This window comes from Herbiconiux sp. UC225_62, from assembly GCF_042694625.1.
Taxonomy (GTDB): Bacteria; Actinomycetota; Actinomycetes; order Actinomycetales; family Microbacteriaceae; genus Herbiconiux.
This window is the reverse complement of record NZ_CP170551.1, coordinates 4,326,585-4,348,707: the sequence shown is the minus strand read 5'-3', so window position 1 is coordinate 4,348,707 and position 22,123 is coordinate 4,326,585. Positions and strand designations below refer to the sequence as shown.

Below are 22,123 nucleotides of genomic sequence, written 5' to 3'. Positions count from 1 at the left end.
GGCTCACACCAGGTCGTCGAGCGCCTTGGCGATGCGACGCTGCCGGGTCTCGTCGGTCTTAGCACCCTCGATCGAGAGAACGATGGCGCGTTTCTTCGAGTAGGACAGGGCGGCGAACGCGGCCGCGGCATCCGCGTCGTTCGCCAGCGCGTCGGCCAGTGCAGCCGGCACCTCGACGTCACGGGGCTGGTCGTCGATCGCCACCTCGACCTCCACCTCGTCGCCGGCCGCCACGCCGGCGCCCGCGCGGTTCTCGGCGCTCAGTGCGATCAGGAACTGACCCGTGTAGAACACGATCGAGCTGCGGTAGCTGTACCCGTTGATCGTGACGACGACCGGGATGCGCTTGCCGGCATCCAACTCCTCCACGACGCTCTCGGGAACCGGGATGCCGGTCGCCGTCTTGCCGCTGGCCAGGATCGTGCTGGTGAACTTCATGACTGAAGTATGGACGTTCGATCCGAACCCTGCCACCGTTGGACTTCGAGTGCACTCGAAGTCTTATCGTGAAGCACATGACCGTCACCGACCACCTCCTCACCATCGCCGAGGTCGCCGAGCAGGTCGGGGTCTCGGCGCACACCCTGCGGTACTACGAGCGCGAGGGGCTGCTGCTCCGCCCGGTCGGTCGCGCCTCGTCGACGCACCGCCGCTACACCGAGGCCGACGTGAGCTGGCTGCGCTTCCTCACGAAGTTGCGGCTCACGGCGATGCCCATCTCGCGCATCAAGGAGTACGCCGCGCTCGCCCGCAGCGGCGACGACACCGAGGAGGCGCGCCTCGAACTGCTGCTGCGCCACCGGATGTCGGTGGTCGCGCAGCTCGACGAGATGACCAAGAGCCTGGCCGCGATCGACTTCAAGATCGCGGGCTACCGAGAAAGAACAGGAACACGATGAGAAAAGTCACCCTGGGCCGTCAGAGCCCCCTGGAGGTCTCGCAGCTGGGCCTCGGCTGCATGGGAATGAGCGCGTTCTACACCGGTGCCGGAACGGACGAGGCGGAGTCGATCCGCACCATCAACCGCGCGATCGACCTGGGCGTGACCTTCTTCGACACGGCCGAGATGTACGGACCGTACGAGAACGAGAAGCTGCTCGGCAAGGCCCTCGGCTCCCGCCGTGACGAGGTGGTGGTGGCCACGAAGTTCGGCACCCTGCTCCACCGCGGCGACGGGTCGTACGGCCTCGACGGCAGCGCCGAGAACGTGCGTCTCGCGGTCGAGGGCTCGCTCGAGCGTCTCGGCACCGACCACATCGACCTCTACTACCAGCACCGGATGGACCCGAACACGCCCGTCGAAGAGACCGTCGGCGCACTCGGCGAGCTGATCGACGAGGGCAAGATCCTCCACTACGGGCTCTCGGAGGCGGCTCCCGCCACCATCCGGCGCGCCCACGCGGTGCGGCCGGTGACGGCGTTGCAGACCGAGTACTCGCTCTGGACGCGCGATCCGGAGGCCGAGATCCTGCCCACCCTGCGCGAGTTGGGCATCGGCTTCGTGCCGTATTCGCCGCTCGGTCGCGGGTTCCTCACCGGCGCCATCCGCTCGGTCGACGCGCTCGACGAGAGCGACTTCCGGCGCAACAACCCGCGGTTCGCGGGGGAGAACCTGGCGGCGAACATCCGCATCGTCGAGACCGTCGACGCGGTGGCCGCCGAGCTCGGCGCCACGCCCGCGCAGGTGGCCTTGGCGTGGCTGCTGGCTCAGGGCGACGACATCGCCCCGATCCCCGGCACCAAGCGGGTGAGCCGCCTCGAGGAGAACGTCGGCGCCGCCGCGCTCACGCTCACGCAGGAGCAGCTCGCCCGCCTCGACGACATCGCCCCCGCCGTCGGCGACCGCTACCCCGACATGTCGACCGTCAACCGGTAGAGACCCTCGCCGATCCGTCAGTTTTTGTCGCTCTGAGCACGCCAAAGCGACAAAAACTGACGGATCGCGGAGCGCGGCCCGCTCGAGGTCAGGCGGCGATGCCTCGGGCGTCGAGCGCGTCCTGCACGATCGTGAGGCCGTCGAGGCCGGGCATGCGGGCGATGTGAGCGTCGATCTTGGCGGCCTCGCGACGGCCGTCGGGGCCGCCCATGAGGTGGCCCATCACGTGCTTCACCTCGGCGTCGGTCATGACGCCCGAGCCCACCGGGCCCCAGAAGTTCTTCAGCGCGAAGCGCGCCAGCACCTGGGCCTTCTTGCTCTTGGCGAGGCGTTCGCGCGCCTGCGTGGCGTAGAACGCGACGTGCCGGGCTTCCTGCTTGGCGATGCGCCGCAGCAGCTCGGCGAGCACCGGGTGCGCCTCGAGATCGGCGAGCCGGTTGTAGGCGGCGACCGCCGACCACTCGTTGGCCGCGCCCCACACCATGTGCACGGCGATGAAGCCCGAGCCCACGATGTTGCCGAGCAGCGACTGCTTCACCGGGTCGAGCCGGTCCTTCCAGCCGAGCTTGAGGCGTGTGGCCTTCAGCTCGTCGAAGTCGACGATCACGTCGTGCTCCGCGAGAACGGCGGCGAGGGCCTCGCCGTGCCAGAACTCCTCGCGGTTCCACATGGTCATGAACGCCGTGACATCCTCGTCCTTGTGCGAGGGCGTCACCAGCATGTCGCGCAGGTAGCAGACCGTGTGGTACTCGATGTCGCACATGTAGCGCAATGAACGCAGCGTACCCTCGGGCAGCGGATGCTCCCGGAAGTCACTGAAGTCGAGGTCCTGCCACGCGACCTTCTGCGAGGTCTCCGTGTACTTGTCGATGTCGAATGCCATGAGAGATGTCGGTCAGCGCGCGTCGTTCGCGGTGGACCGGTCTCCTTCCTCGGGTGCGGGCTTCGCGGCGGTCGGCCGTGGGGCGTCGGGCAGCAGGCTCAGGTTACCGGGAACCAGCTGGTTTTCGGATGAACGTCGGGTCCAGTCCTCGACCGTCCACTTTGTTCGTTGCGCGTGCCGATACAGTTCGGTGTCGGGGTTGACCACGGTGGCGTTTCCCAGCAACTGCAGCCACGCGACATCCGCGAGGCTGTCGCCGTAGCCGTACGACTGGGTGAGGTTCGCCCCGTGCTGCGTGGCGTACTCGCGCAGCCACGCGGCGCGCGCCTCGTCGACGAGCGGGGGAGTGGCGAGGTAGCCGGTCAGCACGCCCTTGTTCGCGTGCATCTCCCCGGCCACGACCTCGTCGAAGAACTGCGCGAACGGCTCGGCGGCCGACGAGGTGGCGCCGGTGACGAGAACGGTGCGGTGACCGGCGGCGCGGTGCTGCGCGACGCGATCGAGAGCATCCGGGATGGCCCGCGAGAGCATCGCGGCGCCGAAACGGCCCTGCACCAGCTGCTCGAGGTCGGCCACCTTGATGCCGCGGTAGCGGCGCACCAGGGTGCGGATGAACTCCCCGCGGTCGCGGTGGTCGACCCGCAGGTACTTCGGCACCGAGAGCATGAGCGACGCGAACTCCTGCGGCCACTGCGCCTTGGGGATGAGTCCGAGACGCACCCACAGGTACTGCTCCACGAGGTTCGACTCCACGACGGTGCCTTCGAAGTCGAACACGGCGAGCACGTCGCTGCGCACGGGCAGTGCGCGCTTGGCCCGGGCCTTGCCGGCGGGACGCGAGGCGTAGGCCTTGGTGAGGCCCGTGATCGAGGGGAAGTGCACGTTCTGGAAGTAGTCGTGCCAGTCGATGTCCACCACGTTGAAGGAGACGTCGGCCCGCAGGTCCTCGGGCACGGTCGCATCCAGCGCGCGCGTGTTGCGGTCGTCGAAGATCAGCTCGGTCTGCACGTAGGCGCGGTAGAGCTCGGCGAAGTAGCGCAGCTGGGTCAGGCCCGACTGACGGCGATGAAGTGCCTGGGTCCACCGGCGGGTGCGCGTGGTCGACGGCATCCGCCCCACCACGTCGTCGGCGGCCGAGGCCAGCCGCTCCTGCAGTTTCAGGGTGCGCTCGACCGACCGACCGCCCGGGAAGCGCCACGACGGCACCTGGATCGGGCCGTCGACGTGCGGCATCGGGTTGGTGGTGAAGAATTCCTTGACGTTCTCGTACATCGTGTGGAACGGCAGCGGATTGCGGGCGCCCGAGACCACCTGGTAGTAGTTCGGCTCGTCGACCTTCGCGGGCGTCACCGCGGCGGCGAGGATCGCGTTCACCACGAAGTCGACCGGGATGACGTCGAGGATCGAGTCGGGCACGCCCGGGAACTCGGGCAGCTGCCCGCGCCCGTAGGCCATGATCAGCGGGTCGGCCACCTTGAAGCCATCGAGCCAGCCGGGGAACGGATGCCGCAGCGCGCTCTCGATGATGGAGGGTCGCACGATCGACAGGCGGTGCCCGGCCGTGCCCCAGAGCTGCTCGGCGGCGCGCTCCGCGAACGCCTTCGTGAGCGTGTAGACATCCGTCCAGCCGAGGGATTCGGCGCGGATGCGGCCGCTCTCGACGAGCCGCTTGGTGACCCACTCGATGCGGGCGGCCTCGGCGTCGGCGGCGACGGCCTGTGGCCCCACCTTGCCGAGCTTGGCCCGCGAGGCGTCGAGCAGGCTCTTCAGCACTTCGGGCTGGCGCGAGGCCATCTCGACGCGGAGACGCGCCGACTTCGCGGCGGCGTTCTCGATGCGCCAGTCGATGTCGTGCTCGAGCGAGGCCTCGAGGCGCACGCCCTTGCGCATCCCGCCCACGTAGGCGGTGGAGACGTGCACGACGTGCGGGTCGCTGCCCGAGGCGAGCAGGGCTCCGTAGATGCCGGTGGCGCCGTCGACGTTGGTCTGGAAGGCCTCGTCGATCGGCGGGTCGAAGCTCACGGTGGACGCGCCGTGGATGACGACGTCGAGGTCGCCCGGCAGCTCGCCCGGGTTCGCGAGGTCGCCCTGGATGACCGTGATGCGCTCGCGCAGGGCTCGCTCGACCTCGGCTTCGCCGACGGTCTCGCGCCAGACGCGGAACACCGGCTTCTTGAGCAGCGTGGTGAGCCGCGATTCGCCGCTCGTGGTCGACTTGGGGCGGATGAGCAGGGAGATCCGGGTGTCCGGATGCGATGACAGCAGCCGCTCGAGAACGGCCTGCCCCACGAAGCCGGTGGCCCCTGTGAGCAGCACGTGCGACGAGCCCAGGGTGAAGTCGGGGCTCGATGCCGCGTGCGGCGTGGTGGGGTCGGTCGGGGAGGCGTCGGTCATCCCTGCGCTCCGCCTTTCTGTTCGGTGTGCGGGTCGGTGGAGGTCGTGCCGGCCGATCCGGTGGTGTCGGTGGTGCCGGTCGTCTGTGTTGCGCCAGTGGTGTCGGCGGCGGCCGATCCGGTGGATCCGCCGGCGGCGGTCGCAGCGCGAGGGTGCCGGAGCAGCGATGCGGCGCGACCCAATCGGCGTGCCACCTCGTTCGAGGCACCGCCCCTGGCCAGCGCGCGGCGTCGAGCGGTGCTCACCAGCGTGAGCGTGCTGAGACCCGGCAGAGTGCTCCGCACGTGCTCATCGATCTCTGTCGCGAGTGCTTCGCTGACGAGCGTGCGGTAGAAGAAGGCCGTCTCCGACCGGCGCAGACTCGAGGCGCCGATCGGCCAGCTGGTGCGCGGCAGAGCGCGCCGGGCGAGCGAGCGCGCCCGCTTCGAGTCGTTGAGTCGGCGCGCGGCGTCGGGTTCCACGAACCGGCGGTGCCGTGCCTTCACCGTCTGCACCGTGGCGAGCAGCTTCACGAGCTCGGGGTGCGGGTCGAGAGCGGCGAGGCGGAGGTAGGCGGCCTCGGTGATCCACTCGTCGATCGTCACCGAGGCGAGGTGCAGGCCTATGACGTCGGCCCCGATCGAGTTGGCGCGGAACGACTCCACGATGGGGGTCGCCCGCTCCGCGATCTCGAGGCCGAGGGCGCGCAGGCGCGGGAGATCCTGGATTCCGGCGGCGTCGTATCCGTGGGCCTGCACGATCACCTCGAACGCGTCGGCGATCCAGAACTTCTCGAAGGCCCAGGTGGTGAGGAAGGCGGTGACCCGTGCGTCTTTGTGCGTGGGGGTCACGAGCACGTTGCGCAGGTAGGTCATGGTGGAGCGCTCGAGCTCACGCAGGTACGCCAGCACACGCACCGTGTCAGCGGAGAGCGGATGCTCGGCGAACGCGGCGAGGTCGATCGAGTCACGATGGCTGCCGACGGCCGTGCGGGCGAAATCGCGCACGTCGAAGGGCGGGCTCGCTTCTTCTTCGACGGACATCGTCTGCTCTCCGGACAACGGTATCCCTCCGCGTGGGCGGCGTACATGGGGTGGATTTCAACGGCGCACGTCTGACGCTACGCACTCCGTAGCGTATCCTAAGCAGATGGCGACGGCTCTGGTGACCGGTGGCACATCCGGTATCGGTGCCGCATTCGCCCGAGCGCTCTCTCTTCGTGGTTACGACCTCGTGCTGGTGGCTCGCGACGAATCCCGGCTCCACAGCATGGCCGAAGAACTCGGTCGTGACGGTGCGACGCGCGTCGAGACGATCTCGGCCGACCTCGCGGTGCGAGCCGACATCGATCGGGTGGCGGCGCGGTTGGAGAGCACCGAGGAGCCGATCGACTTCCTCGTGAACAACGCCGGCTTCGGCATCCACGGGTCGCTGCTCGAGCGCGACGTGAGCGTGCAGGAGCGCGCCCTGACGGTGATGTGCCTCGCGGTGCTGATCCTGGGCGGCGCGGCCGGCCGGGCGATGACGGCCCGACACAAGGGCACCATCCTCAATGTCTCGAGCGTGGCGGGCACGATCGCCACCGGCAACTACTCCGCGGTGAAGGCCTGGACCACGGCGTACACCGAGTCGTTGGCCGTCGAGCTCCGCTCCACCAACGTGCAGGTCTCGGCGGTGCTGCCCGGCTGGGTGCGCACCGAGTTCCACGACCGTGCCGGCATCCGCACCAAGTCGATCCCCGACGCGCTCTGGCTCGACGCCGACGAACTCGTCGAGGAGTGCCTGCGCGACGTGGCCCGCGGAAAAGTGCTCTCCGTGCCGTCGGCGCGGTTCAAAGTCCTTCTGTTCTTCACCCGTCACCTCCCGCGGCGCGTCATCCGCTGGGTGTCGGGCCGCATCTCCTCGAGCCGGAACAAACCGGCAGAAGCGACGGTGACTCCATGACCGACAAGCATCCGCACCTCATCCGGGCACCGAAAGACCGCTTCACCTCGGGGGTGATGGCCGGCATGCGCTTCGTCGCGCAGCGCATGGTGCTGAAGCCCGTCGTCTGGTCGATCACCCGGGTCAGCGTGCGCGGGCACGACGCCGTGAAGGGGGTGCACGGCGCGTTCATCGCCGTGGCCAACCACTCGAGCCACCTGGATGCTCCGCTCATCATGTGCGCGCTGCCGAGACGGCTCGGTCGTTACCTCGCCGCCGGTGCCGCGGCCGACTACTTCTTCGACATCTGGTGGCGGCGCATCCTCACCGCCCTGTTCTTCAACGCGTTCCCCATCGATCGCACCGGAACGGCCGCGAAGCCGGGCGTATCGAAGAAGCTGCTGAACCGGGGCGTCCCGCTCCTCGTCTTCCCCGAGGGCACCCGCTCGAAGACCGGTGCCATGGCCGGATTCAAGCCCGGTGCCGCCGCGCTCTCGATGTCGTGCGACGTGCCCTGCGTTCCCGTGGCCATCGTGGGCGCGAGCCTCGCCATGCCGCGCGGCCGCAACTGGCCGATCCCGGGCCGTCCGCCGGTCGCCGTGGTCTTCGGGCAGCCGATGCTCGCCCTCCCGGGTGAGACGCCCGACCAGTTCTCCGCGCGCATCGAGCACGAGGTGCGCCGACTGCACTCCACCGGGGCCGGCACCGCCGCCATCCCCGCGCTGCCGATCAGCTCGGCCGCCACCCGAACCTCCGAGAAAGGGGCAGCATGACCGACGTCAAGCACATGAAGTGGTGGGGCTGGGGCCTCGAGGGCGTCGGTTTCCACTTCGAGGACAAGCCCGACTTCGTGCCCTTCGTGCAGAAGGCCGTGGCCCTCGACGTGCGCACCCCGCCGGTTCCGCCGCTCGACTTCGACCAGCTCACCATCGCGCCCCCGCGCCTGTCGCCCTCCTTCGAGACCACGTTGGTGGCCATCGTTGGTGAGGAGAACGCCCACACCGACGACCTCGTGCGCGTGGTGCACACCTACGGCAAGAGCATCCGCGACCTGCTGCGCATCCGACGCAACGAGATCGCGCGCGTTCCCGACATCGTCGTCTACCCGGCCGACGAGTGGGACGTGCAGCAGATCGTCGACGCCGCGGTCGCCGAGGGTGCCGTCATCATCCCCTTCGGCGGCGGCAGCAACATCGCCGGCAGCCTCGAGTCGCTGCCCGACGAGACCCGCACCATCGTGTCGCTCGACCTCGGCCGCCTCGACCGCGTGCTCGAGATCGACGAGGGCTCGGGCCTCGCCCGCATCCAGGCCGGTGCCCAGGGCCCCGACATCGAGGAGCAGCTGGGCGCCAAAGGCTGGACCCTCGGGCACTTCCCCGACAGCTTCACCCACTCCACGCTCGGCGGCTGGGTCGCCACCCGCTCGTCGGGCATGCAGAGCGACAAGTACGGCGACATCGCCGACATCGCCCGGGGGCTCCGGATGGTGCGCCCCGGCACGATCGTGGAGCTGCGACCCCTGCCGTCGACCTCCACGGGGCCATCCGTTCGCGAGATGATCATCGGCTCGGAAGGGCGACTCGGCGTCATCACCGAGGTCACCGTGCAGGTGCACCGTGTGCCCGAGGTGCGCGAGGTGCAGGCCTACTTCTTCCCGAACTGGAAGGCCGGGCTCGCGGCGATGCACGAGATCTCGGAGTCGGACGCGTCGCCCTCCATCACCCGCGTTTCCGATGCGCGGGAGAGCGGCTTCTCGCTCGCCACCCGCAAGGCCTCGAAAGGGATCTCGGGCGCGGCTCAGGGCGTGCTGATGTCGGTGTTGAAGCGCCGCGGCTGGGTGCTCGAGGACATGTGCCTCTCCTTCATCGGCTACGAGGGCTCGGCGTCGCACGTGTCGTACGAGAAGAAGCTCGTCGGAGCCATCGTGAAGAAGCACGGCGGTCTCGGAGTGGGCAAGGGCCCGGGCGCCCTCTACGACCAGAAGAAGTTCGACACCCCGTACCTCCGCGACTTCCTCCTCGATCGCGGTGCCGCGGCCGACGTATCGGAGACGGCCGCGCCCTGGTCGAAGCTGCAGGAGGTGTACGACACCACCGTCGCCGCGGCGAACAAGGCGTACGACGCGCTCGGCGTGCACGGGTGGATCATGTGCCACCTCTCGCACTCCTACCACTCGGGCGCGTGCCTCTACTTCACCTTCGCCTTCGTGCACGGTGACGACCCGATCGCGCAGTACGAGGTGGTCAAGTACTCGATCCAGCAGGCGTTCCAGGATGCCGGCGGCACGCTCTCCCACCACCACGGCGTCGGCGTCGAGCACTCGCCGTGGATGGCGCAGGACATCTCGGAGGGCGGCGTCGCGCTCATGCAGGGCCTGTTCGACTCGGCCGACCCGCAGCACCTCTTCAACCCCGGCAAGGTCCTCGGCACCCTCCAGGTCACGGCCGACGACGTCGCCGAGATCGTGGCGAACGCCCCGCGCGCGTCGGTTCCCGCCGCGGCCCCCGCGCCGTAGCCCCTCGAGCACCACGCCGATCCGTCACTTTCGGTCGCTTTCGCGCGGTCAAAGCGACCAGAAGTGACGGATCGCGGGCTCAGGCCGTCGTCTCGGGAGGGGTGAGGGCCGGCCAGAGCAGCGTGAGCAGCCGGTCGGCCCACTCCTCGTCGGGCTCGCCGCCGCGGATGACCTGGCCGACCGCGGAGCCCAGCAGCACGCTCACCACGAGCTTCACGTCGAGTCCCTCGCGGAGGTCTCCGCGGGCGACCGCCTCGTCGAGGAACGCCACCAACTGGTGGCTGCGCATCCGGATCATGTCGCGCAGCTGCTCGGTGAACGGTGCGCCGTCGTCGATGAGGATGGCGGCGACCGTTCCGCGCCCCACGATGTCCTGGACGCGGATGCGGGCGGCCCCGAGGAGCCAGTGCAGCGTGTCGTAGGTCGACATACCGGTCGGCAGGGTGACCTCGGTCGTCGCGGCGTCGATGGCGGCCGTGAGCAGCGCCTCACGGTCTTCGTAGCGCCGGTAGATGGTGGTCTTCGCCACTCCGGATGCCGCGGCCACCGCCTCGACGTTCACCCCCGCCGGCCCCCGATCACGCAGCAGCCCCAGGGTGGCTGCGACGATCCGCGCGTCAGCCCCGGCATGCGCGGCATCGACTTCGCGGTCGGTCATGCTGCCATTATGCCGTCACAGGCTGGATCACAACCCTCGATCCACCATGTCGAGGAGGCGCTCTGTGGAGTAGTCGATCATGCGGTCGTCGAGGCCGCGGAGGGGGCCGTCGATCACGAGCATCCCGAGGCCGTGCACGGCGGCCCAGGCGAGGAACTCCGCATTTTCGCGGCGGTCGGGCGGGATCACGCCGGCCGCGACGAGGGCGTCGAGCGCGAGCCCGACGAGCTGGAACGGGGTCAGCCCGTTGCGGCCGGCCTTGGCGGGTGACGCGGCCTGCCGCAGGTCGTCGGGAACCGAGAATGCGGTGCGGAACAGCCCCGGCTCCTCCCGGGCGAAGGCGATGTACCCGAGCCCCACCGCACGGAGTCCCATCCGGGCGTCGGCCACGGCGTCACCCGTGCGCGGATGCTCGTCGATGGCCTGCTGGATGCGATCGGCCGCGAAGCCGAGGCAGGTGTCGGAGACCGCGTGCAGCAGGGCGGCGCGGTCGGCGAAGTGGCGGTAGGCGGCGTTGGGGGAGACCCCGGCCCTGCGGGTCGCCTCCCGGAGGACGACGGCGCGGGGGCCACCCTCCCGCGCCATCTCGACGCCCGCCGCGATGAGCGCGCCGCGGAGGTCGCCGTGCCGGTAGGTGGTGCGACCGGGTAGTTCGGGATCGTCGCTCATCGGAGCCTTCTGACCGGTGGATCGAGCCGCCAGGCGGCGTGTTCGGAGTGGTCGGGCGCGCATCCGCTCGTCAGGAGGACGCGAGTCGTTGTGGACAGTGTACACATCCGGGGCCGGGATGATCGCCGATCGCTCACCGTGTCGGCTCAGTCGATCTCGCCCGCGATCGCGTTGAGCACGAGCACGGCCGCGTCGTTCGCGCCGATGGCGTACTCGCTGGTCTCGTCCTCGGCGCAGAGCTGGCCGGTGGCGATCTCCTCGATCTCGTCGACGAGGGCGCGCGCCGATCGCAGCTCGGCCTCGATGGCCCCGACCGAGACGTTGCGGCTCGCCTGCAGCTCGGTGAGGGCGTCGCTGAGCTTCTCACGGTCTTCGAGCGAGATGGCGGAGTCGGAGAGCGCGCGGTCGCGCTCGTCGGCCAGGATGCCGATCTCGGTGCGCGCATCCCTCAGCTCGTTCTCCAGGTCGGCCACCAGGGCGCGAGCGTTCTCCAGCTCAGCCGGATCGACAGCCGGAGCCGCGACGGCCACCGCGGCGGCGGCACGGGCGGCGCCCGCTGCCTCCGTGGCCTCGGCTTCGCGCTCGGCGGCTCTCGCGGCTGCGTCGGCAGCGGCTTCGGAGGCGGTCGCAGCGGCGGAGGTGGCCGCATCGGCCGCAGCCTGCGCCTCGGCCAGCTGCTCCTCGAGCTCGGCGACCCGGGCGCGCGCCTCGTCGAGGGCGGCGGCGTCCGCCTCCGAGGGGATCTCCTCGGAGAAGACGGCCGCACGGGCCGATTCGGTCTCGTCGCGTGCGTCGGCGAGCTCGCTCTCCAGCGCGCTGATGCGGGCACGGGCCTCGTCGAGGTCGGCTGCCGTCTGAGCGGCCTGGGCCTCGGCTCCCTCGCCCTGGGCGGCCAGGCCGGCCAGGGTGGCGGCGTGCTCGGCGCGGAGCCGCTCCGCCTCTGCGCTCAGCTGCTCGAGCGCGGCGGCGTTCTCGGCACGGAGACGCTCGGCCGCGGCCTCCGCCTCGACCCGGATGCGTTCGATCTCCGCGTCGGCTTCGGCGCGCGCGGCTTCCGCTTCGGCGCGCGCGGCTTCCGCCTCAGCTTCTGCGTCAGCCCGTGCCGCCTCCGCCTGCGCGTCTGCGTCGGCGCGGGCGGCTTCCGCCTCGGCGCGGGCGGCTTCCGCCTCGGCCTGGGCCTCGACTCGGACGCGCTCGGCCTCCGCTTCGGCCTCGCTCCGCAGTCCTTCAGTCTCGGCGGCGTGGGCGGCCCGCAACTCCTCGGCTTCGGCTCGCGCGGCCTCCGCCTCGGCCTGGAGGCGAGCCGCGGCATCCGCTGCCTCGGCCCGGAGTCGCTCGGTCTCGGCGGCGTGCTCGGTGGCGAGCAGCGCGGCAGCTGCTGCTGCCTCGGCGCGCACTCGCTCCGCTTCGGAGGCCGCCTCGCCCTGCACCCGCTCGGCTTCGCTGGTGGCCTCGAGCCGGACGCGCTGCAATTCGGCGACGGTGGCCTCGTGGTCGACACGGGCCTGTTCGGCGGCAGCGGCCGCCTCGGCCCGGAGACGTTCGGTCTCGGCCGCGTGTTCTGCCCGCAGCTCGGCGATCTCGGCAGCCGACTGCTCGCGCAGCTGTGCCGTCTCCGCGGCGTGCTGGGCCGCGAGCTCCTCGAGCTGAGCCGCGTGCGCCGCGCGCACCTGCTCGTCGTGCAGCCGCAGTTCCTCGGACTCCGACGCGTGCCCGGCCCGCAGCTGCGAGCTCTCGACGTCGTGGGCCTGCTGCAGCTCCTCGAGCTGAGCGGCGTGGGCACCGGTCAACTGCGCCACCTGGGCGTCGTGCGATGCCGTGAGCTGCGCGACCTGCGTGCCGTGCGCCGCGTGCAGCTCCTCGAGCTGCGTCGCGTGGGCGGCGAGCAGCCCCGCGATCTGCGCTTCGTAGCCGGCGGTCGAGGCCTGCTGCTCCTCGGTGAGCCGCGCGGTGGTCGCGGCCAGTTCGGCCTGCAGCCGCCCGGTCTCGTCGGCGAGCTGAGCGCCGTGCCGAGCGGTCTCGTCGGCGAGCTGCTGCTGCAGTGCAGCCGTGTCGACGGCGTACTGCTGGTGGAGGGCCGCGAGCTCCTCCTCCCGGGTCGCGAGGGTGGCGGCCGTGGCGTCCAGCCGCGCCTGCGTGTCCTCGTAGCGAGCGGTCATCGTGGCGAGCTGCGACGACGTCTCCGCGAGCCGGGCCTCGGCGTCCGATCGCGCGGTGTCGCGTGCCCGACGGTCGTCGAAGACGAGACCGAGCTGCGAGCGGATGATCTCCAGCGGGTCCTCGGTCTCGACCTCCTCGACCGGAACGACGACGGGCGGCTCGTAGGCGGGGCGTGCGGTGGGGTCGACGAAGTGGTGGCGGTAGAGCTCGTCGACGATCGCGTCGTACCGCTGCCGGAACTCCGGGGTGCCGATCGCCAGCGAGGCCCCCACGAACTTCAGAGCGGTGCGGTCGCGCCCGGTGAGCTGGTATTCGGTCGGGGGTGCGTCAGACATGATGCTCCTACTGGCCTCGCGTTGTCGGGAGAGATTGCCGCTCGTCGCTGCGGCTCGTCAGAGTCAAGGTTAGTAGTCGTCCCTGACACCGCGCAGCCGTTCGATCTCGCGACGGTCGCGCTTGGTCGGGCGCCCGGTGCCGCGGTCGCGCACCGGCACGAAGGCCACGGATTCGCGGGGCGGGGGAGGCGGCGTGAGGTCGGTGACGCAGGTCGCCGCGACGGCCGCCGATCCGCGTTTCACGGCGAGGGCGCGCACGGTGAGGATGCGGTCGAACCCGCTGATCCTGGCCCGCACCTCGTCGCCCACCCGCACGTTCTGAGCGGCCTTCACGCGCTCGCCGTTCAGGCGCACGTGGCCGGCCCGGCACGCAGCGGTGGCGGCGGATCGCGTCTTGTAGACGCGCACCGCCCAGAGCCAGCTGTCGACGCGCACGGAACCCTCGGAAACCATGCCGACAGCCTCGCACATCCAGCCGCACGGAGGCCGGGCGCGATTTCGGGCGGAGGAGACGCGAACGACCGCCTGTGGAGAGGGTCGTTCGCGTTTCCTCCTCCCGAAACGGAGGAGAACCGCCGCGGGCCGGCTCTTCCCCCACCGCCTAGGCTGGGCGGGTGCCAGCATCCGCCCTCCCGTCCCGTCCGGCCATGCCGGACCCCTACGACGCGGATGCCGCCTACGACGCCTTCGCGAGCTGGGCCGCCGACCGCGGCACCCCGCTCTACCCGGCGCAGGACGAGTCGATCGTCGCGATCGTCTCGGGCGAGAACGTCATCCTCTCCACCCCCACCGGAACCGGAAAGTCGCTCGTGGCGGTCGGGGCGCACGCCGTGGCGCTCGCCCAGGGCATCCGCTCCTACTACACAGCCCCCATCAAGGCGCTCGTCTCGGAGAAGTTCTTCGACCTGGTGGAGATCTTCGGCGCCGAGAACGTGGGTATGGTCACCGGCGACTCCTCCGTGAACGCGGATGCGCCGATCATCTGCGCGACCGCCGAGATCCTCGCGAACCTCGCCCTGCGACACGGTGCCGACACCGAAGTGGGGCAGGTGGTGATGGACGAGTTCCATTTCTACTCCGAACCCGACCGCGGCTGGGCCTGGCAGGTGCCCATCCTCACCCTCCCCGGCGTGCAATTCGTGCTCATGTCGGCGACCCTCGGCGAGGTCGACTGGCTGGCCGAGGACCTCTCGCGCCGCACCGGCCGCGAGACCACGGTCATCACGGGCGTCGACCGCCCGGTGCCGCTGAGCTACAGCTACGCCACGACGCCGATCCAGGAGACGGTCGAAGAACTGCTCGCCACGCAGCGCGCCCCCATCTACATCGTGCACTTCGCGCAGCTCGCCGCGGTCGAGCGTGCGCAGGCGCTCTCCAGCATCACCGTGGCCACGCGGGCCATGCGCGACGAGATCGCCGAACTGATCGGTCCGTTCCGCTTCACCACCGCTTTCGGCAAGACACTCTCGCGCCTCCTGCGCCTGGGCATCGGGGTGCACCACGCCGGCATGCTGCCGAAGTACCGCCGCCTGGTCGAGCGCCTCGCGCAGCGGGGTCTCCTCCGCGTCATCTGCGGCACCGACACGCTCGGAGTCGGTATCAACGTGCCGATCCGCACCGTGCTGCTGTCGGCTCTCACGAAATTCGACGGCACCCGGATGCGCCAGCTCACCGCCCGCGAGTTCCACCAGATCGCCGGACGGGCCGGCCGCGCGGGCTTCGACACCGCGGGCACCGTCGTGGTGCAGGCGCCCGAGCACGAGACCGAGAACCTCAAGGCGCTCGCGAAGATGGGCGACGACCCGAAGAAGCGGCGCAAGTTCATCCGCAAGAAGGCGCCGGAGGGCTTCGTCTCCTGGGGTGAGCCGAGCTTCGAGAAGCTCATCGCCGCGCAGCCCGAGCGGCTCACCTCCCACCTCACCGTCACACACGCCATGGTGCTCAACACCATCGCGCGCGGCGGAGACGTGTTCACGAGCATGCGCGAGCTGCTCGAAGACAACCACGAGCCGAGGCCACGGCAACGCGACCTCATCCGTCAGGCGCTCGCCATCTACCGCACCCTCCGCACGGCCGGGGTGGTCGAGGAGGTGACGGATGCGACGACCGGTCAGACGCTCATCCGTCTCACCGTCGACCTGCAGCCGAACTTCGCGCTCAACCAGCCGCTGTCGCCCTTCGCGCTCGCCGTCTACGACCTGCTCGACGAGGAGTCGCCCACCTTCGCGCTCGACGTGGTATCGGTGACCGAGGCCATCCTGGACGACCCGCGTCCCGTGCTCTCGGCGCAGCAGTTCGTGGCCCGCGGAGAGGCCGTGCAGGCGATGAAGGCCGAGGGCATCGAGTACGAGCAGCGCATGGAGCTGCTCGAGGAAGTCACCTACCCCAAGCCGCTCGCGGGCCTGCTCGGCGAAGCCTTCGAGACCTACCGGGCCACGCAGCCCTGGATCGGCGACTTCGACATCTCGCCGAAATCGGTGATCCGCGACATGTACGAGCGGGCGATGTCGTTCGGCGAGTACACCGCCTTCTACCGGCTGGCCCGCTCGGAGGGGCTCGTGCTGCGCTACCTGTCGGACGCCTACCGCACGCTCCGCACGACGGTTCCCGACGAGTACAAGAACGACGACCTGCTCGACCTGATCGAGTGGCTCGGCGAGCTGGTGCGGCAGACCGACTCGAGCGTGCTCGACGAGTGGGAGGCGCTGATCAATCCCGAGGCGGTGGCCGCCGCGGCCGCGCGCGAGGACTCGGAGGAGGCCATCGTGCCTCCCGCGCCGCGCCTGCTCACCTCGAACCCGCGGGCTTTCCGCATCCTGGTGCGCAACGAGCTGTTCCGGCGGGTCACGCTCGCCGCGCGCGAGGCCTGGACCGAGCTCGGCGAACTGGATGCCGCCTCCGGCTTCACCGCCGATCGCTGGGCCTCCGCCATGGACGACTACTACGACGTGCACGACTCGGTGGGCATCGGCCCGCACGCGCGGAGTGCGGCGCTGCTCATCCTCGAGGAGACCCCCACCGTCTGGCGGGCCCGCCAGATCTTCGACGACCCCGCCGGCGACCACGACTGGGGCATTTCGGCCGAGATCGACCTCGCCGCCTCGAACGAGGCAGGTGTCGCGGTGGTGCGCATCACGGCGGTCGACCAGCTCTAGGCGCGCACCGGCCGACCTCTCAGCCGTCGATCTTCGTCGCGAACACCACGACGTTGTCCACGTAGTGTCCGGAGGCGTCGTCGAACGCTCCACCGCAGGTGACCAGCCGGAGCTGCGCGTCGGGCGTCGGGCCGTAGACGTCGGCGGTGGGGAAGTCGTTCTTCGGCACCTGGATGCTGCGGTCGACCCGGAACGCGACGGTGCTGCCGTCCGCGAGATCGACCTGCACGGTGTCGCCCGCCGAGAGCGAGGCGAGGTCGTAGAACACGGCAGGGCCGACGGCGGAGTCGATGTGCCCGGCGATGACGGCCGGCCCGAGCTGCCCGGGCACCACGCCGTCGCGGTACCAACCGGCGCTGCCGAAGTCGGCGGGGGCCTGGATCCATCCCGTCGCGTCGCGGGTCAGTGACTCGAGGGCCGAATCGACGCCGATCACGGGGATGCGCACGCGCACGGGCGGCGTGGCGTTCCGCCCGTCCGGCGTCGGGGTCGCGAGCTGAGGATCTTGCAGGGCGCCCGCCGCACCGATCGAGGGATCGGATCGGGCATCGTCATCCGACCCGGCGTCGGGCGGCGGGGAAGAGGCGGATGCGCTGCCGTCCCCGGTCTGGGAGCTGCTGCTTCCGCCGTCGCTCGCTCCCGGGCCGGCGCATCCGGCCACCAGCCCGGCGAGGGCCAGGAGCGCGCCCGCCAGCATGACGACGGGCGGGGCAGCCCGGGCCGACGCCGTCAGCCGCCGCATCAGCGAGCTCCGGTCGCACCGCCGGCACGGCGCCGCTGCAGAGCGGTCGCGCCCAGGACGCCGAGGAGCAGCAGCACCCCCACGCCGGCGAGGTTGCCGACGCCGACGTGCTCCGTCGCGGTTCCGCCGCCGCCGGTCTGGATGCCTCCGGTCGGCAGCTCGCCGACGCCCGCCGAATCGACCACGGGTTTCACGGTCAGTCCGCCGTCCGCGGTGTCGAGCACGAACAGCGTCGCCACCGAACCCGGAGCCAGATCGATCTGCGCCTGGGAGGTCCTCGTGGTCGAGGTGGCCGGGTCGCTGGTGACGTCGAGGGTCCACGGGCCGGCCCCGACGCTCGCGTACCCGGTAGCGGTACCCTGCTTCGCCTTCTGCGTGACCGGAACTCCGGTGGTCGTGGCGATGTCGACCGCTTTCGCGGTCGTGGAGGCCTGGATGACGCGCACCCGGGCCTGCCCCTCGGCCGGCGGCGTGAGATCGTCGGAGAAGACCTTCGTGTCGAGCTCCGCGTTCCGGCCGTAAGCGGCCACGGTGACCGGTTGCCCGCTGAGGATGTTCACCGACTGCCGCACCATGGGCGCGGTCGAGTCGGGCGATCCCGAGGGCACCATCGACACCACATAGGTGCCCTGCGGCACCTCGATGTAATCGGAGACGGCGCCGTAGGCGACCCCGTCGAGTTCGGAGACGAGGTCGCCGCCGGCGAGGCCGGTGAGTCGCACGTCGACCGAGGTGGTGTCGGGGGAGAGGTGGGCGACACGCACCCAGCCGCCGCCGGCCGGGTCGGCGTGCGCGGCGGTCGCCGTGAGGGCGCCACCGGTCGCGAGGGCTAGTGCGGCGGTGAGCGCGGCTCCCGCGAGGGGGAGGCGGCGCATCGTCGAGTGATCGTTGCGAGTTCTCATGATCTGCCTTTCGGGTCGTGCGTCGGATGGGCCTTGCGATGGGGAGGGGCGGTGTGATGGGAAGCTCTGGGGGTCACGGAGAGACATGCGGCAGGAGTCCCTCCGGTTCGTCGATCGGGAAGGTCACGAGCACGCCGTCGGCCGAGGTCACGACCGAGGCGGGCGCGACCGGCGCCTCCAGTGCCCGGAACCAGCTCGCCAGCACCTCGTCGTCGCCGAACGACGAGGAGGAGATGAGCACCTGACGCCTGACGGTGTCGCTCTCGCCAGTGACGAGCGGGAATCCCGTGATCGTGGCGGGCCCGTCGGCGAGCAGCAGCCCGAGCGAGAGGAGGATCCGCGAATCCACGCGTCCATCGCGGAGGAGCGCCTCGGCGTCGGCATCGGCCGGGATCGAGAGGTTCGGATTGGCGGCCACTTGTCCACCGGCGGCGGCGCGGTCCGCGGCGCCGGAGCGCGCCTGCTCGTTCGCCTGGTCGATGCCGTCGGGCTGGATCGAGCGGATGTCGACCCGCAGCTCGTCCTGCCCGAATCCGGCGACCACGAGGGAGTTGTCGATGGCCTGATCCAGGCTGCCGCCCGCTCCCGACTCGGTGCGCATCGAGCGGGTGGTCACGACGTAGTCGGAGTCGCGCCAGGCCCCGGATGCCGCTGCCCGCGCCGTGGAATCGGTGTCGAGCGTCTGATACCGCAGCAGCTCCTCCGGGTCGAAGCCGGCCCGAACGAGGTCGATTCGCATCGAGTCGTCGACGATCAGTCGCGAATCCTTCGCGACATTCGACTCGATCCAGCTCTCGGCGTCGCGCACGGGCTGATCCCGGTCGACCAGGAAGGCGCCGCGGAGCTGGGTCGTCCAGAGCGGCCCGGCGAGGAATCCTGCCGCCAAGGTCGCGCCGACCAGGAGCACGCCGATGGCCTGCCGTGGGAAGGTGTCCGTCGACGTCGGCAGCAGCGAGCTCGCAGCCGTCAGCACGACGGCCGGGATGAGGAGCGCCCCGAAGGGGATCAACAGGGTGACGAACGACGCGGGTACGGAGCCCGGCCACAGCGGTACCGCGGCGAGCAGCAGGAAGGCGATGGCGAACGGTCGCAGACGCTGCATGAACAAGGCACCGAGGGCAGCACCCCCGGTGGCGATGATGCCCACGCGGTCGAGCTGCCACCACAGGCCGTACGGTACGGGGAGCGGTTCGCCCGCCGCGGTGGGCGATCCTTCCATGAGCGTCAGCAGAGCGTAGCCCGCGCCGATCAGGACCAGAACGCCCGCGGCGACCCCGAGCGTGCGGCGCCGGGTCGACGGGGGCACGCTCTGCCACATCAGCCAGGCGACGAGCGGCAGCGCGAGCAGGGAGGTCTCCTGGCTGAGCACGGCGACTCCGAGTGCTGCGGCGGCGCCGGCGAACGCGGCGAGCTGATGACGCCGGCTGAGCGCGAGAACGAAGGAGGCCAGCAACCACATCGTGGCGATGTTGTCGAGCGAGACCGAGCGGTGGAACGACAGCGCCAGCGGCGAGAGCGTGAAGAGCAGAACGGCGGATGTCGCGGCGGGTCGACTGAGCAGGAGCCGCCGTGCGAGCACCCAGAGCAGGGTCGCGGAGACCATGGTGACGACCACCATGAACTCCCGCCCCGCGAGCACGACGTCGTAGCGCTCGAACGCGCCCGTGACTCTCGCGTAGCCGGCCAGCTGCAGCCAGCCGAGCGGACTCTGGTCGTACCAGAGCGGGGCGCCGGTGAACTCGCCCAGCGTGTCGAGAGCCCAGGCCTGCGCCGTGACGGTGCCTTCGGTGTCGACCCGCTGCGGGGAGCCCGCGAGATTGACGATCTGTGCCACCAGCCCGACCGCGAAAGCGGGCAGGAACCAGGCGAACGAGGTGCGGTGGCGGCGCAGCCAGGCAGCCGCGCCGGTGCGCGGGGGCGTCGTGGGCGGCGGTGCACTCGGCGGCGAACCGCCTTCGTCATTCTTCTGAGTGAGGTCGAGGTCAGCGAATGAGGACGGGGCGAACGACATCGCCCACCTCCCGAAGTGGATGGTGGCGGCCCACTAGGCCGAAAGCGGAACGGCGCGCGGCGAAACGCCTCGACGGATGCGTCGGGCGGGTCACACGGCGTAAGCGTTCTGCTTCCGGCATGGCGGTGATTCGTAGACGAACCGTCACCCGTTTGGGTGACGCGGGAAGTTTTCAGGAACTCGTCATCCGATGGCGTCGCCGAGCGGACGAGTTCCGCGCCTCGTCAGGCGCGCGTCCACCGGGAGAGCAGCATGCTGCCGCTTCGGAGCAGCAGGGCCAGCTCGAGCCCGCGGTGCACGACAGCATCGCGAGCGGGCAGCGCGATCCGCGGTCCGGCACCACCCTCGAGCACGGGGCTCAGCGTGAGGCACAACTCGTCCACCAGATCGGCGGCGATCAGGTCGCCGAAGAGGCGCGGGCCGCCCTCGCAGAGCACCTGCGGCAGGCCTCGGGTGAGCAGTTCTCGCCGCACCAGCGCGGGATCGACGCGTCCCTCCGCGTCCCCGGTGCCGCCCGCGTCGATGACGGTGGCGACCACGGCGAGCCGGCCCCGCGCATCCTGCGGCGCCGACGGCACCGTGAACACGAGCGGGCGCGTGAACGCCTTCGCGAACAGGTCGCCGGCCGGGTCGAGGTCGAGGCTGCTGCTCACCAGTGCCATGGTCGGATGCGCCGGCAGGCCCTGCGCGAGTCGCCAGTCCATCAGGTCGTCGGTGACCGTCAGTGCGCCGTAACCCTCGGCGCGAGCCGTTCCTGCGCCGACGAGGACGACGTCGGAGACCCCGCGCAGGATGTCGAAGACCGCCTTGTCAGCCGGTCCGCCCAGGCCGCCCGAGCGGCCCTCGAGGGTGGCCGATCCGTCGACGCTCTGAATGAAGTTCACGCGCAACCGCGGCTCGCTGCGGTCGGCGGGCGCGTAGCGGGAGAGCAGCGCCCCGGGTTCGAGCGGGTCGCCCGGCTCGGGGAACAGTTCGACGATCTCGGTCATCTCAGGGCCTCCCGGCTCAGACGTTGTGCACGGCCCACACGGGCTCCCGGAACCCCAGGATCGCTTCGAGCATCCGCATCGCCGCCACGGAGGCGCGCACGTCGTGCATCCGCACGATACGGGCGCCCAGCATCACGCAGGCGGTCGCGGCGACGATCGATCCCTCGAGGCGGTCGTGCTTCTCGGCGCCGAGGCTCTCGCCCACGAAGTCCTTGTTCGACACCGCGGCCAGCGTCGGGATGCCGATGCGCGTGATCTCGGCCAGACGCCGCGTCAGCTCCAGGCTCTGCACCGTGTTCTTGTTGAGATCGTGCCCAGGGTCGATGAACAGGCGGTCGGAGGAGACACCGGCGGCGATGGCGCGCTCGACCCGCTCCTCGAGGAACGCCCGCACCTCGGCGGCGATGTCGTCGTAGCGGGGATGCGGGTACGGCTTGCGGGGTTCGGCGAGGCTGTGCGTGACCACGAGCGAGGCTCCGGATGCCGCGATCACCCCGGCCATCTCGGGATCGCTCAGGCCCGTGGTGTCGTTCACGACGTGGGCGCCGGCGGCGACGCACGCGGCGGCGACGGATGCCCGGAAGGTGTCGACCGAGATCACGACGTCGCTCTGCGCCGCCACGGCTTCGACCACGGGGAGCACCCGATCGAGTTCTTCCGCGGCCGAGATCTCGGGCCCCGGTGCGAACTTGGCGCCGCCGATGTCCACCCAGTCGGCGCCCGCCTCGGCGGCGGCGATCGCCGCGTCGACGGCGCGATCGAGGGCGAAGGTGGCGCCCTGGTCGAAGAAGGAGTCGGGCGTGCGGTTCACGATCGCCATCACGGCCACCTGACGATCGAAGTCGAAGTGCCGCGTGCCCAGCTGCCGCTCCGGGTGCGCCAGTGGGGGCAGATACGGCGCGGTGGGAGCATCCTGCATCCCTCCATCATGG

Annotated in this window: 19 protein-coding genes; 6 read left to right on the top strand and 13 right to left on the bottom strand. The window is 70.6% G+C overall.

Features of this window, described 5'->3' with window-relative positions:
• Window positions 1–3 precede the first annotated feature (3 nt).
• Window positions 4–438 carry a YdeI/OmpD-associated family protein gene (locus tag ACFJGU_RS21115; protein WP_382306360.1) on the bottom strand — a complete coding sequence of 145 codons (435 nt, stop codon included), beginning with the start codon at window positions 436–438 and terminating at the stop codon, window positions 4–6.
• A 77-nt stretch (window positions 439–515) separates the two neighbouring features.
• Between ACFJGU_RS21115 and ACFJGU_RS21110 the strand changes: the two genes are divergently transcribed.
• Window positions 516–899, top strand: a complete 384-nt coding sequence (locus ACFJGU_RS21110) for a MerR family transcriptional regulator (RefSeq protein ID WP_382306359.1) — start codon at window positions 516–518, stop codon at window positions 897–899.
• Complete coding sequence (locus tag ACFJGU_RS21105; protein WP_382306357.1) at window positions 896–1,876, top strand: aldo/keto reductase; 981 nt, start codon at window positions 896–898, stop codon at window positions 1,874–1,876. Before ACFJGU_RS21110 ends, ACFJGU_RS21105 begins: the two co-directional genes overlap by 4 nt.
• Before the next feature lie 88 nt (window positions 1,877–1,964).
• Here ACFJGU_RS21105 and ACFJGU_RS21100 read toward each other — a convergent pair whose 3' ends face one another.
• Genes ACFJGU_RS21100 through ACFJGU_RS21090 form a run of 3 tightly spaced genes read right to left on the bottom strand, consistent with a single transcriptional unit; the run spans window position 1,965 to window position 6,175 of the window.
• Entirely contained in the window at window positions 1,965–2,759 is a 795-nt protein-coding gene (locus ACFJGU_RS21100; protein ID WP_092554123.1) for a ferritin-like domain-containing protein, read from the bottom strand.
• Window positions 2,760–2,771: 12 nt separating this feature from the next.
• Complete coding sequence (locus ACFJGU_RS21095; RefSeq protein WP_382306355.1) at window positions 2,772–5,153, bottom strand: HAD-IB family hydrolase; 2,382 nt, start codon at window positions 5,151–5,153, stop codon at window positions 2,772–2,774.
• Window positions 5,150–6,175: a hypothetical protein gene (locus tag ACFJGU_RS21090; RefSeq protein ID WP_382306353.1), complete on the bottom strand. Its 1,026-nt coding sequence runs from the start codon at window positions 6,173–6,175 to the stop codon at window positions 5,150–5,152. The genes ACFJGU_RS21095 and ACFJGU_RS21090 overlap by 4 nt, the downstream gene beginning before the upstream one ends.
• 106 nt (window positions 6,176–6,281) lie before the next feature.
• Between ACFJGU_RS21090 and ACFJGU_RS21085 the strand changes: the two genes are divergently transcribed.
• The 3 genes from ACFJGU_RS21085 to ACFJGU_RS21075 are packed head-to-tail and all read left to right on the top strand — an operon-like array spanning window position 6,282 to window position 9,570.
• Complete coding sequence (locus tag ACFJGU_RS21085; protein ID WP_382306351.1) at window positions 6,282–7,076, top strand: SDR family NAD(P)-dependent oxidoreductase; 795 nt, start codon at window positions 6,282–6,284, stop codon at window positions 7,074–7,076.
• Window positions 7,073–7,828: a lysophospholipid acyltransferase family protein gene (locus tag ACFJGU_RS21080; protein WP_382306349.1), complete on the top strand. Its 756-nt coding sequence runs from the start codon at window positions 7,073–7,075 to the stop codon at window positions 7,826–7,828. The genes ACFJGU_RS21085 and ACFJGU_RS21080 overlap by 4 nt, the downstream gene beginning before the upstream one ends.
• On the top strand, window positions 7,825–9,570 hold the full coding sequence (locus ACFJGU_RS21075) for an FAD-binding oxidoreductase (protein ID WP_382306347.1): 1,746 nt from the start codon (window positions 7,825–7,827) through the stop codon (window positions 9,568–9,570). The genes ACFJGU_RS21080 and ACFJGU_RS21075 overlap by 4 nt, the downstream gene beginning before the upstream one ends.
• A 79-nt stretch (window positions 9,571–9,649) precedes the next feature.
• Here ACFJGU_RS21075 and ACFJGU_RS21070 read toward each other — a convergent pair whose 3' ends face one another.
• The 4 genes from ACFJGU_RS21070 to ACFJGU_RS21055 form a co-directional block, all read right to left on the bottom strand.
• The gene (locus ACFJGU_RS21070) at window positions 9,650–10,228 is read right to left on the bottom strand and encodes a TetR/AcrR family transcriptional regulator (RefSeq protein WP_382306345.1); all 579 of its coding nucleotides are present in this window, start codon (window positions 10,226–10,228) and stop codon (window positions 9,650–9,652) included.
• 27 nt (window positions 10,229–10,255) lie between these two features.
• On the bottom strand, window positions 10,256–10,897 hold the full coding sequence (locus ACFJGU_RS21065; protein WP_382306343.1) for a TetR/AcrR family transcriptional regulator: 642 nt from the start codon (window positions 10,895–10,897) through the stop codon (window positions 10,256–10,258).
• A gap of 146 nt (window positions 10,898–11,043) precedes the next feature.
• Window positions 11,044–13,392 carry a hypothetical protein gene (locus ACFJGU_RS21060; protein ID WP_382306341.1) on the bottom strand — a complete coding sequence of 783 codons (2,349 nt, stop codon included), beginning with the start codon at window positions 13,390–13,392 and terminating at the stop codon, window positions 11,044–11,046.
• Window positions 13,393–13,461: 69 nt separating this feature from the next.
• Entirely contained in the window at window positions 13,462–13,845 is a 384-nt protein-coding gene (locus ACFJGU_RS21055) for an RNA-binding S4 domain-containing protein (RefSeq protein ID WP_382306339.1), read from the bottom strand.
• Between the two features lie 194 nt (window positions 13,846–14,039).
• Between ACFJGU_RS21055 and ACFJGU_RS21050 the strand changes: the two genes are divergently transcribed.
• Window positions 14,040–16,547, top strand: a complete 2,508-nt coding sequence (locus ACFJGU_RS21050) for a DEAD/DEAH box helicase (protein ID WP_382306337.1) — start codon at window positions 14,040–14,042, stop codon at window positions 16,545–16,547.
• Window positions 16,548–16,566: 19 nt separating this feature from the next.
• Here the strand turns inward: ACFJGU_RS21050 and ACFJGU_RS21045 are convergent, their stop codons facing one another.
• The 5 genes from ACFJGU_RS21045 to folP form a co-directional block, all read right to left on the bottom strand.
• Window positions 16,567–17,289, bottom strand: a complete 723-nt coding sequence (locus tag ACFJGU_RS21045) for a class F sortase (RefSeq protein WP_382306335.1) — start codon at window positions 17,287–17,289, stop codon at window positions 16,567–16,569.
• A complete protein-coding gene (locus tag ACFJGU_RS21040; protein WP_382306333.1) occupies window positions 17,289–18,191 on the bottom strand; it encodes a DUF4397 domain-containing protein in 903 nt (300 codons plus the stop codon). Before ACFJGU_RS21040 ends, ACFJGU_RS21045 begins: the two co-directional genes overlap by 1 nt.
• A 73-nt stretch (window positions 18,192–18,264) precedes the next feature.
• Entirely contained in the window at window positions 18,265–20,202 is a 1,938-nt protein-coding gene (locus tag ACFJGU_RS21035; RefSeq protein WP_382306331.1) for a glycosyltransferase family 39 protein, read from the bottom strand.
• A 224-nt stretch (window positions 20,203–20,426) separates the two neighbouring features.
• Window positions 20,427–21,191: a pyrimidine reductase family protein gene (locus ACFJGU_RS21030; protein ID WP_382306329.1), complete on the bottom strand. Its 765-nt coding sequence runs from the start codon at window positions 21,189–21,191 to the stop codon at window positions 20,427–20,429.
• 16 nt (window positions 21,192–21,207) lie between these two features.
• Window positions 21,208–22,110: a dihydropteroate synthase gene (gene folP / locus ACFJGU_RS21025; protein ID WP_382306328.1), complete on the bottom strand. Its 903-nt coding sequence runs from the start codon at window positions 22,108–22,110 to the stop codon at window positions 21,208–21,210.
• Between the last annotated feature and the right edge of the window lie 13 nt (window positions 22,111–22,123).

Coding starts and splice junctions, on each gene's coding strand:
- ACFJGU_RS21075 (WP_382306347.1), top strand. CDS start 7,825: ATGACCGACGTCAAGCACATGAAGTGGTGGGGCTGGGGCCTCGAGGGC.
- ACFJGU_RS21110 (WP_382306359.1), top strand. CDS start 516: ATGACCGTCACCGACCACCTCCTCACCATCGCCGAGGTCGCCGAGCAG.
- ACFJGU_RS21065 (WP_382306343.1), bottom strand. CDS start 10,897: ATGAGCGACGATCCCGAACTACCCGGTCGCACCACCTACCGGCACGGC.
- ACFJGU_RS21100 (WP_092554123.1), bottom strand. CDS start 2,759: ATGGCATTCGACATCGACAAGTACACGGAGACCTCGCAGAAGGTCGCG.
- ACFJGU_RS21035 (WP_382306331.1), bottom strand. CDS start 20,202: ATGTCGTTCGCCCCGTCCTCATTCGCTGACCTCGACCTCACTCAGAAG.
- ACFJGU_RS21045 (WP_382306335.1), bottom strand. CDS start 17,289: ATGCGGCGGCTGACGGCGTCGGCCCGGGCTGCCCCGCCCGTCGTCATG.
- ACFJGU_RS21055 (WP_382306339.1), bottom strand. CDS start 13,845: ATGGTTTCCGAGGGTTCCGTGCGCGTCGACAGCTGGCTCTGGGCGGTG.
- ACFJGU_RS21080 (WP_382306349.1), top strand. CDS start 7,073: ATGACCGACAAGCATCCGCACCTCATCCGGGCACCGAAAGACCGCTTC.
- ACFJGU_RS21060 (WP_382306341.1), bottom strand. CDS start 13,392: ATGTCTGACGCACCCCCGACCGAATACCAGCTCACCGGGCGCGACCGC.
- ACFJGU_RS21095 (WP_382306355.1), bottom strand. CDS start 5,153: ATGACCGACGCCTCCCCGACCGACCCCACCACGCCGCACGCGGCATCG.
- ACFJGU_RS21085 (WP_382306351.1), top strand. CDS start 6,282: ATGGCGACGGCTCTGGTGACCGGTGGCACATCCGGTATCGGTGCCGCA.
- ACFJGU_RS21040 (WP_382306333.1), bottom strand. CDS start 18,191: ATGAGAACTCGCAACGATCACTCGACGATGCGCCGCCTCCCCCTCGCG.
- folP (WP_382306328.1), bottom strand. CDS start 22,110: ATGCAGGATGCTCCCACCGCGCCGTATCTGCCCCCACTGGCGCACCCG.
- ACFJGU_RS21050 (WP_382306337.1), top strand. CDS start 14,040: ATGCCGGACCCCTACGACGCGGATGCCGCCTACGACGCCTTCGCGAGC.
- ACFJGU_RS21070 (WP_382306345.1), bottom strand. CDS start 10,228: ATGACCGACCGCGAAGTCGATGCCGCGCATGCCGGGGCTGACGCGCGG.
- ACFJGU_RS21115 (WP_382306360.1), bottom strand. CDS start 438: ATGAAGTTCACCAGCACGATCCTGGCCAGCGGCAAGACGGCGACCGGC.
- ACFJGU_RS21105 (WP_382306357.1), top strand. CDS start 896: ATGAGAAAAGTCACCCTGGGCCGTCAGAGCCCCCTGGAGGTCTCGCAG.
- ACFJGU_RS21030 (WP_382306329.1), bottom strand. CDS start 21,191: ATGACCGAGATCGTCGAACTGTTCCCCGAGCCGGGCGACCCGCTCGAA.
- ACFJGU_RS21090 (WP_382306353.1), bottom strand. CDS start 6,175: ATGTCCGTCGAAGAAGAAGCGAGCCCGCCCTTCGACGTGCGCGATTTC.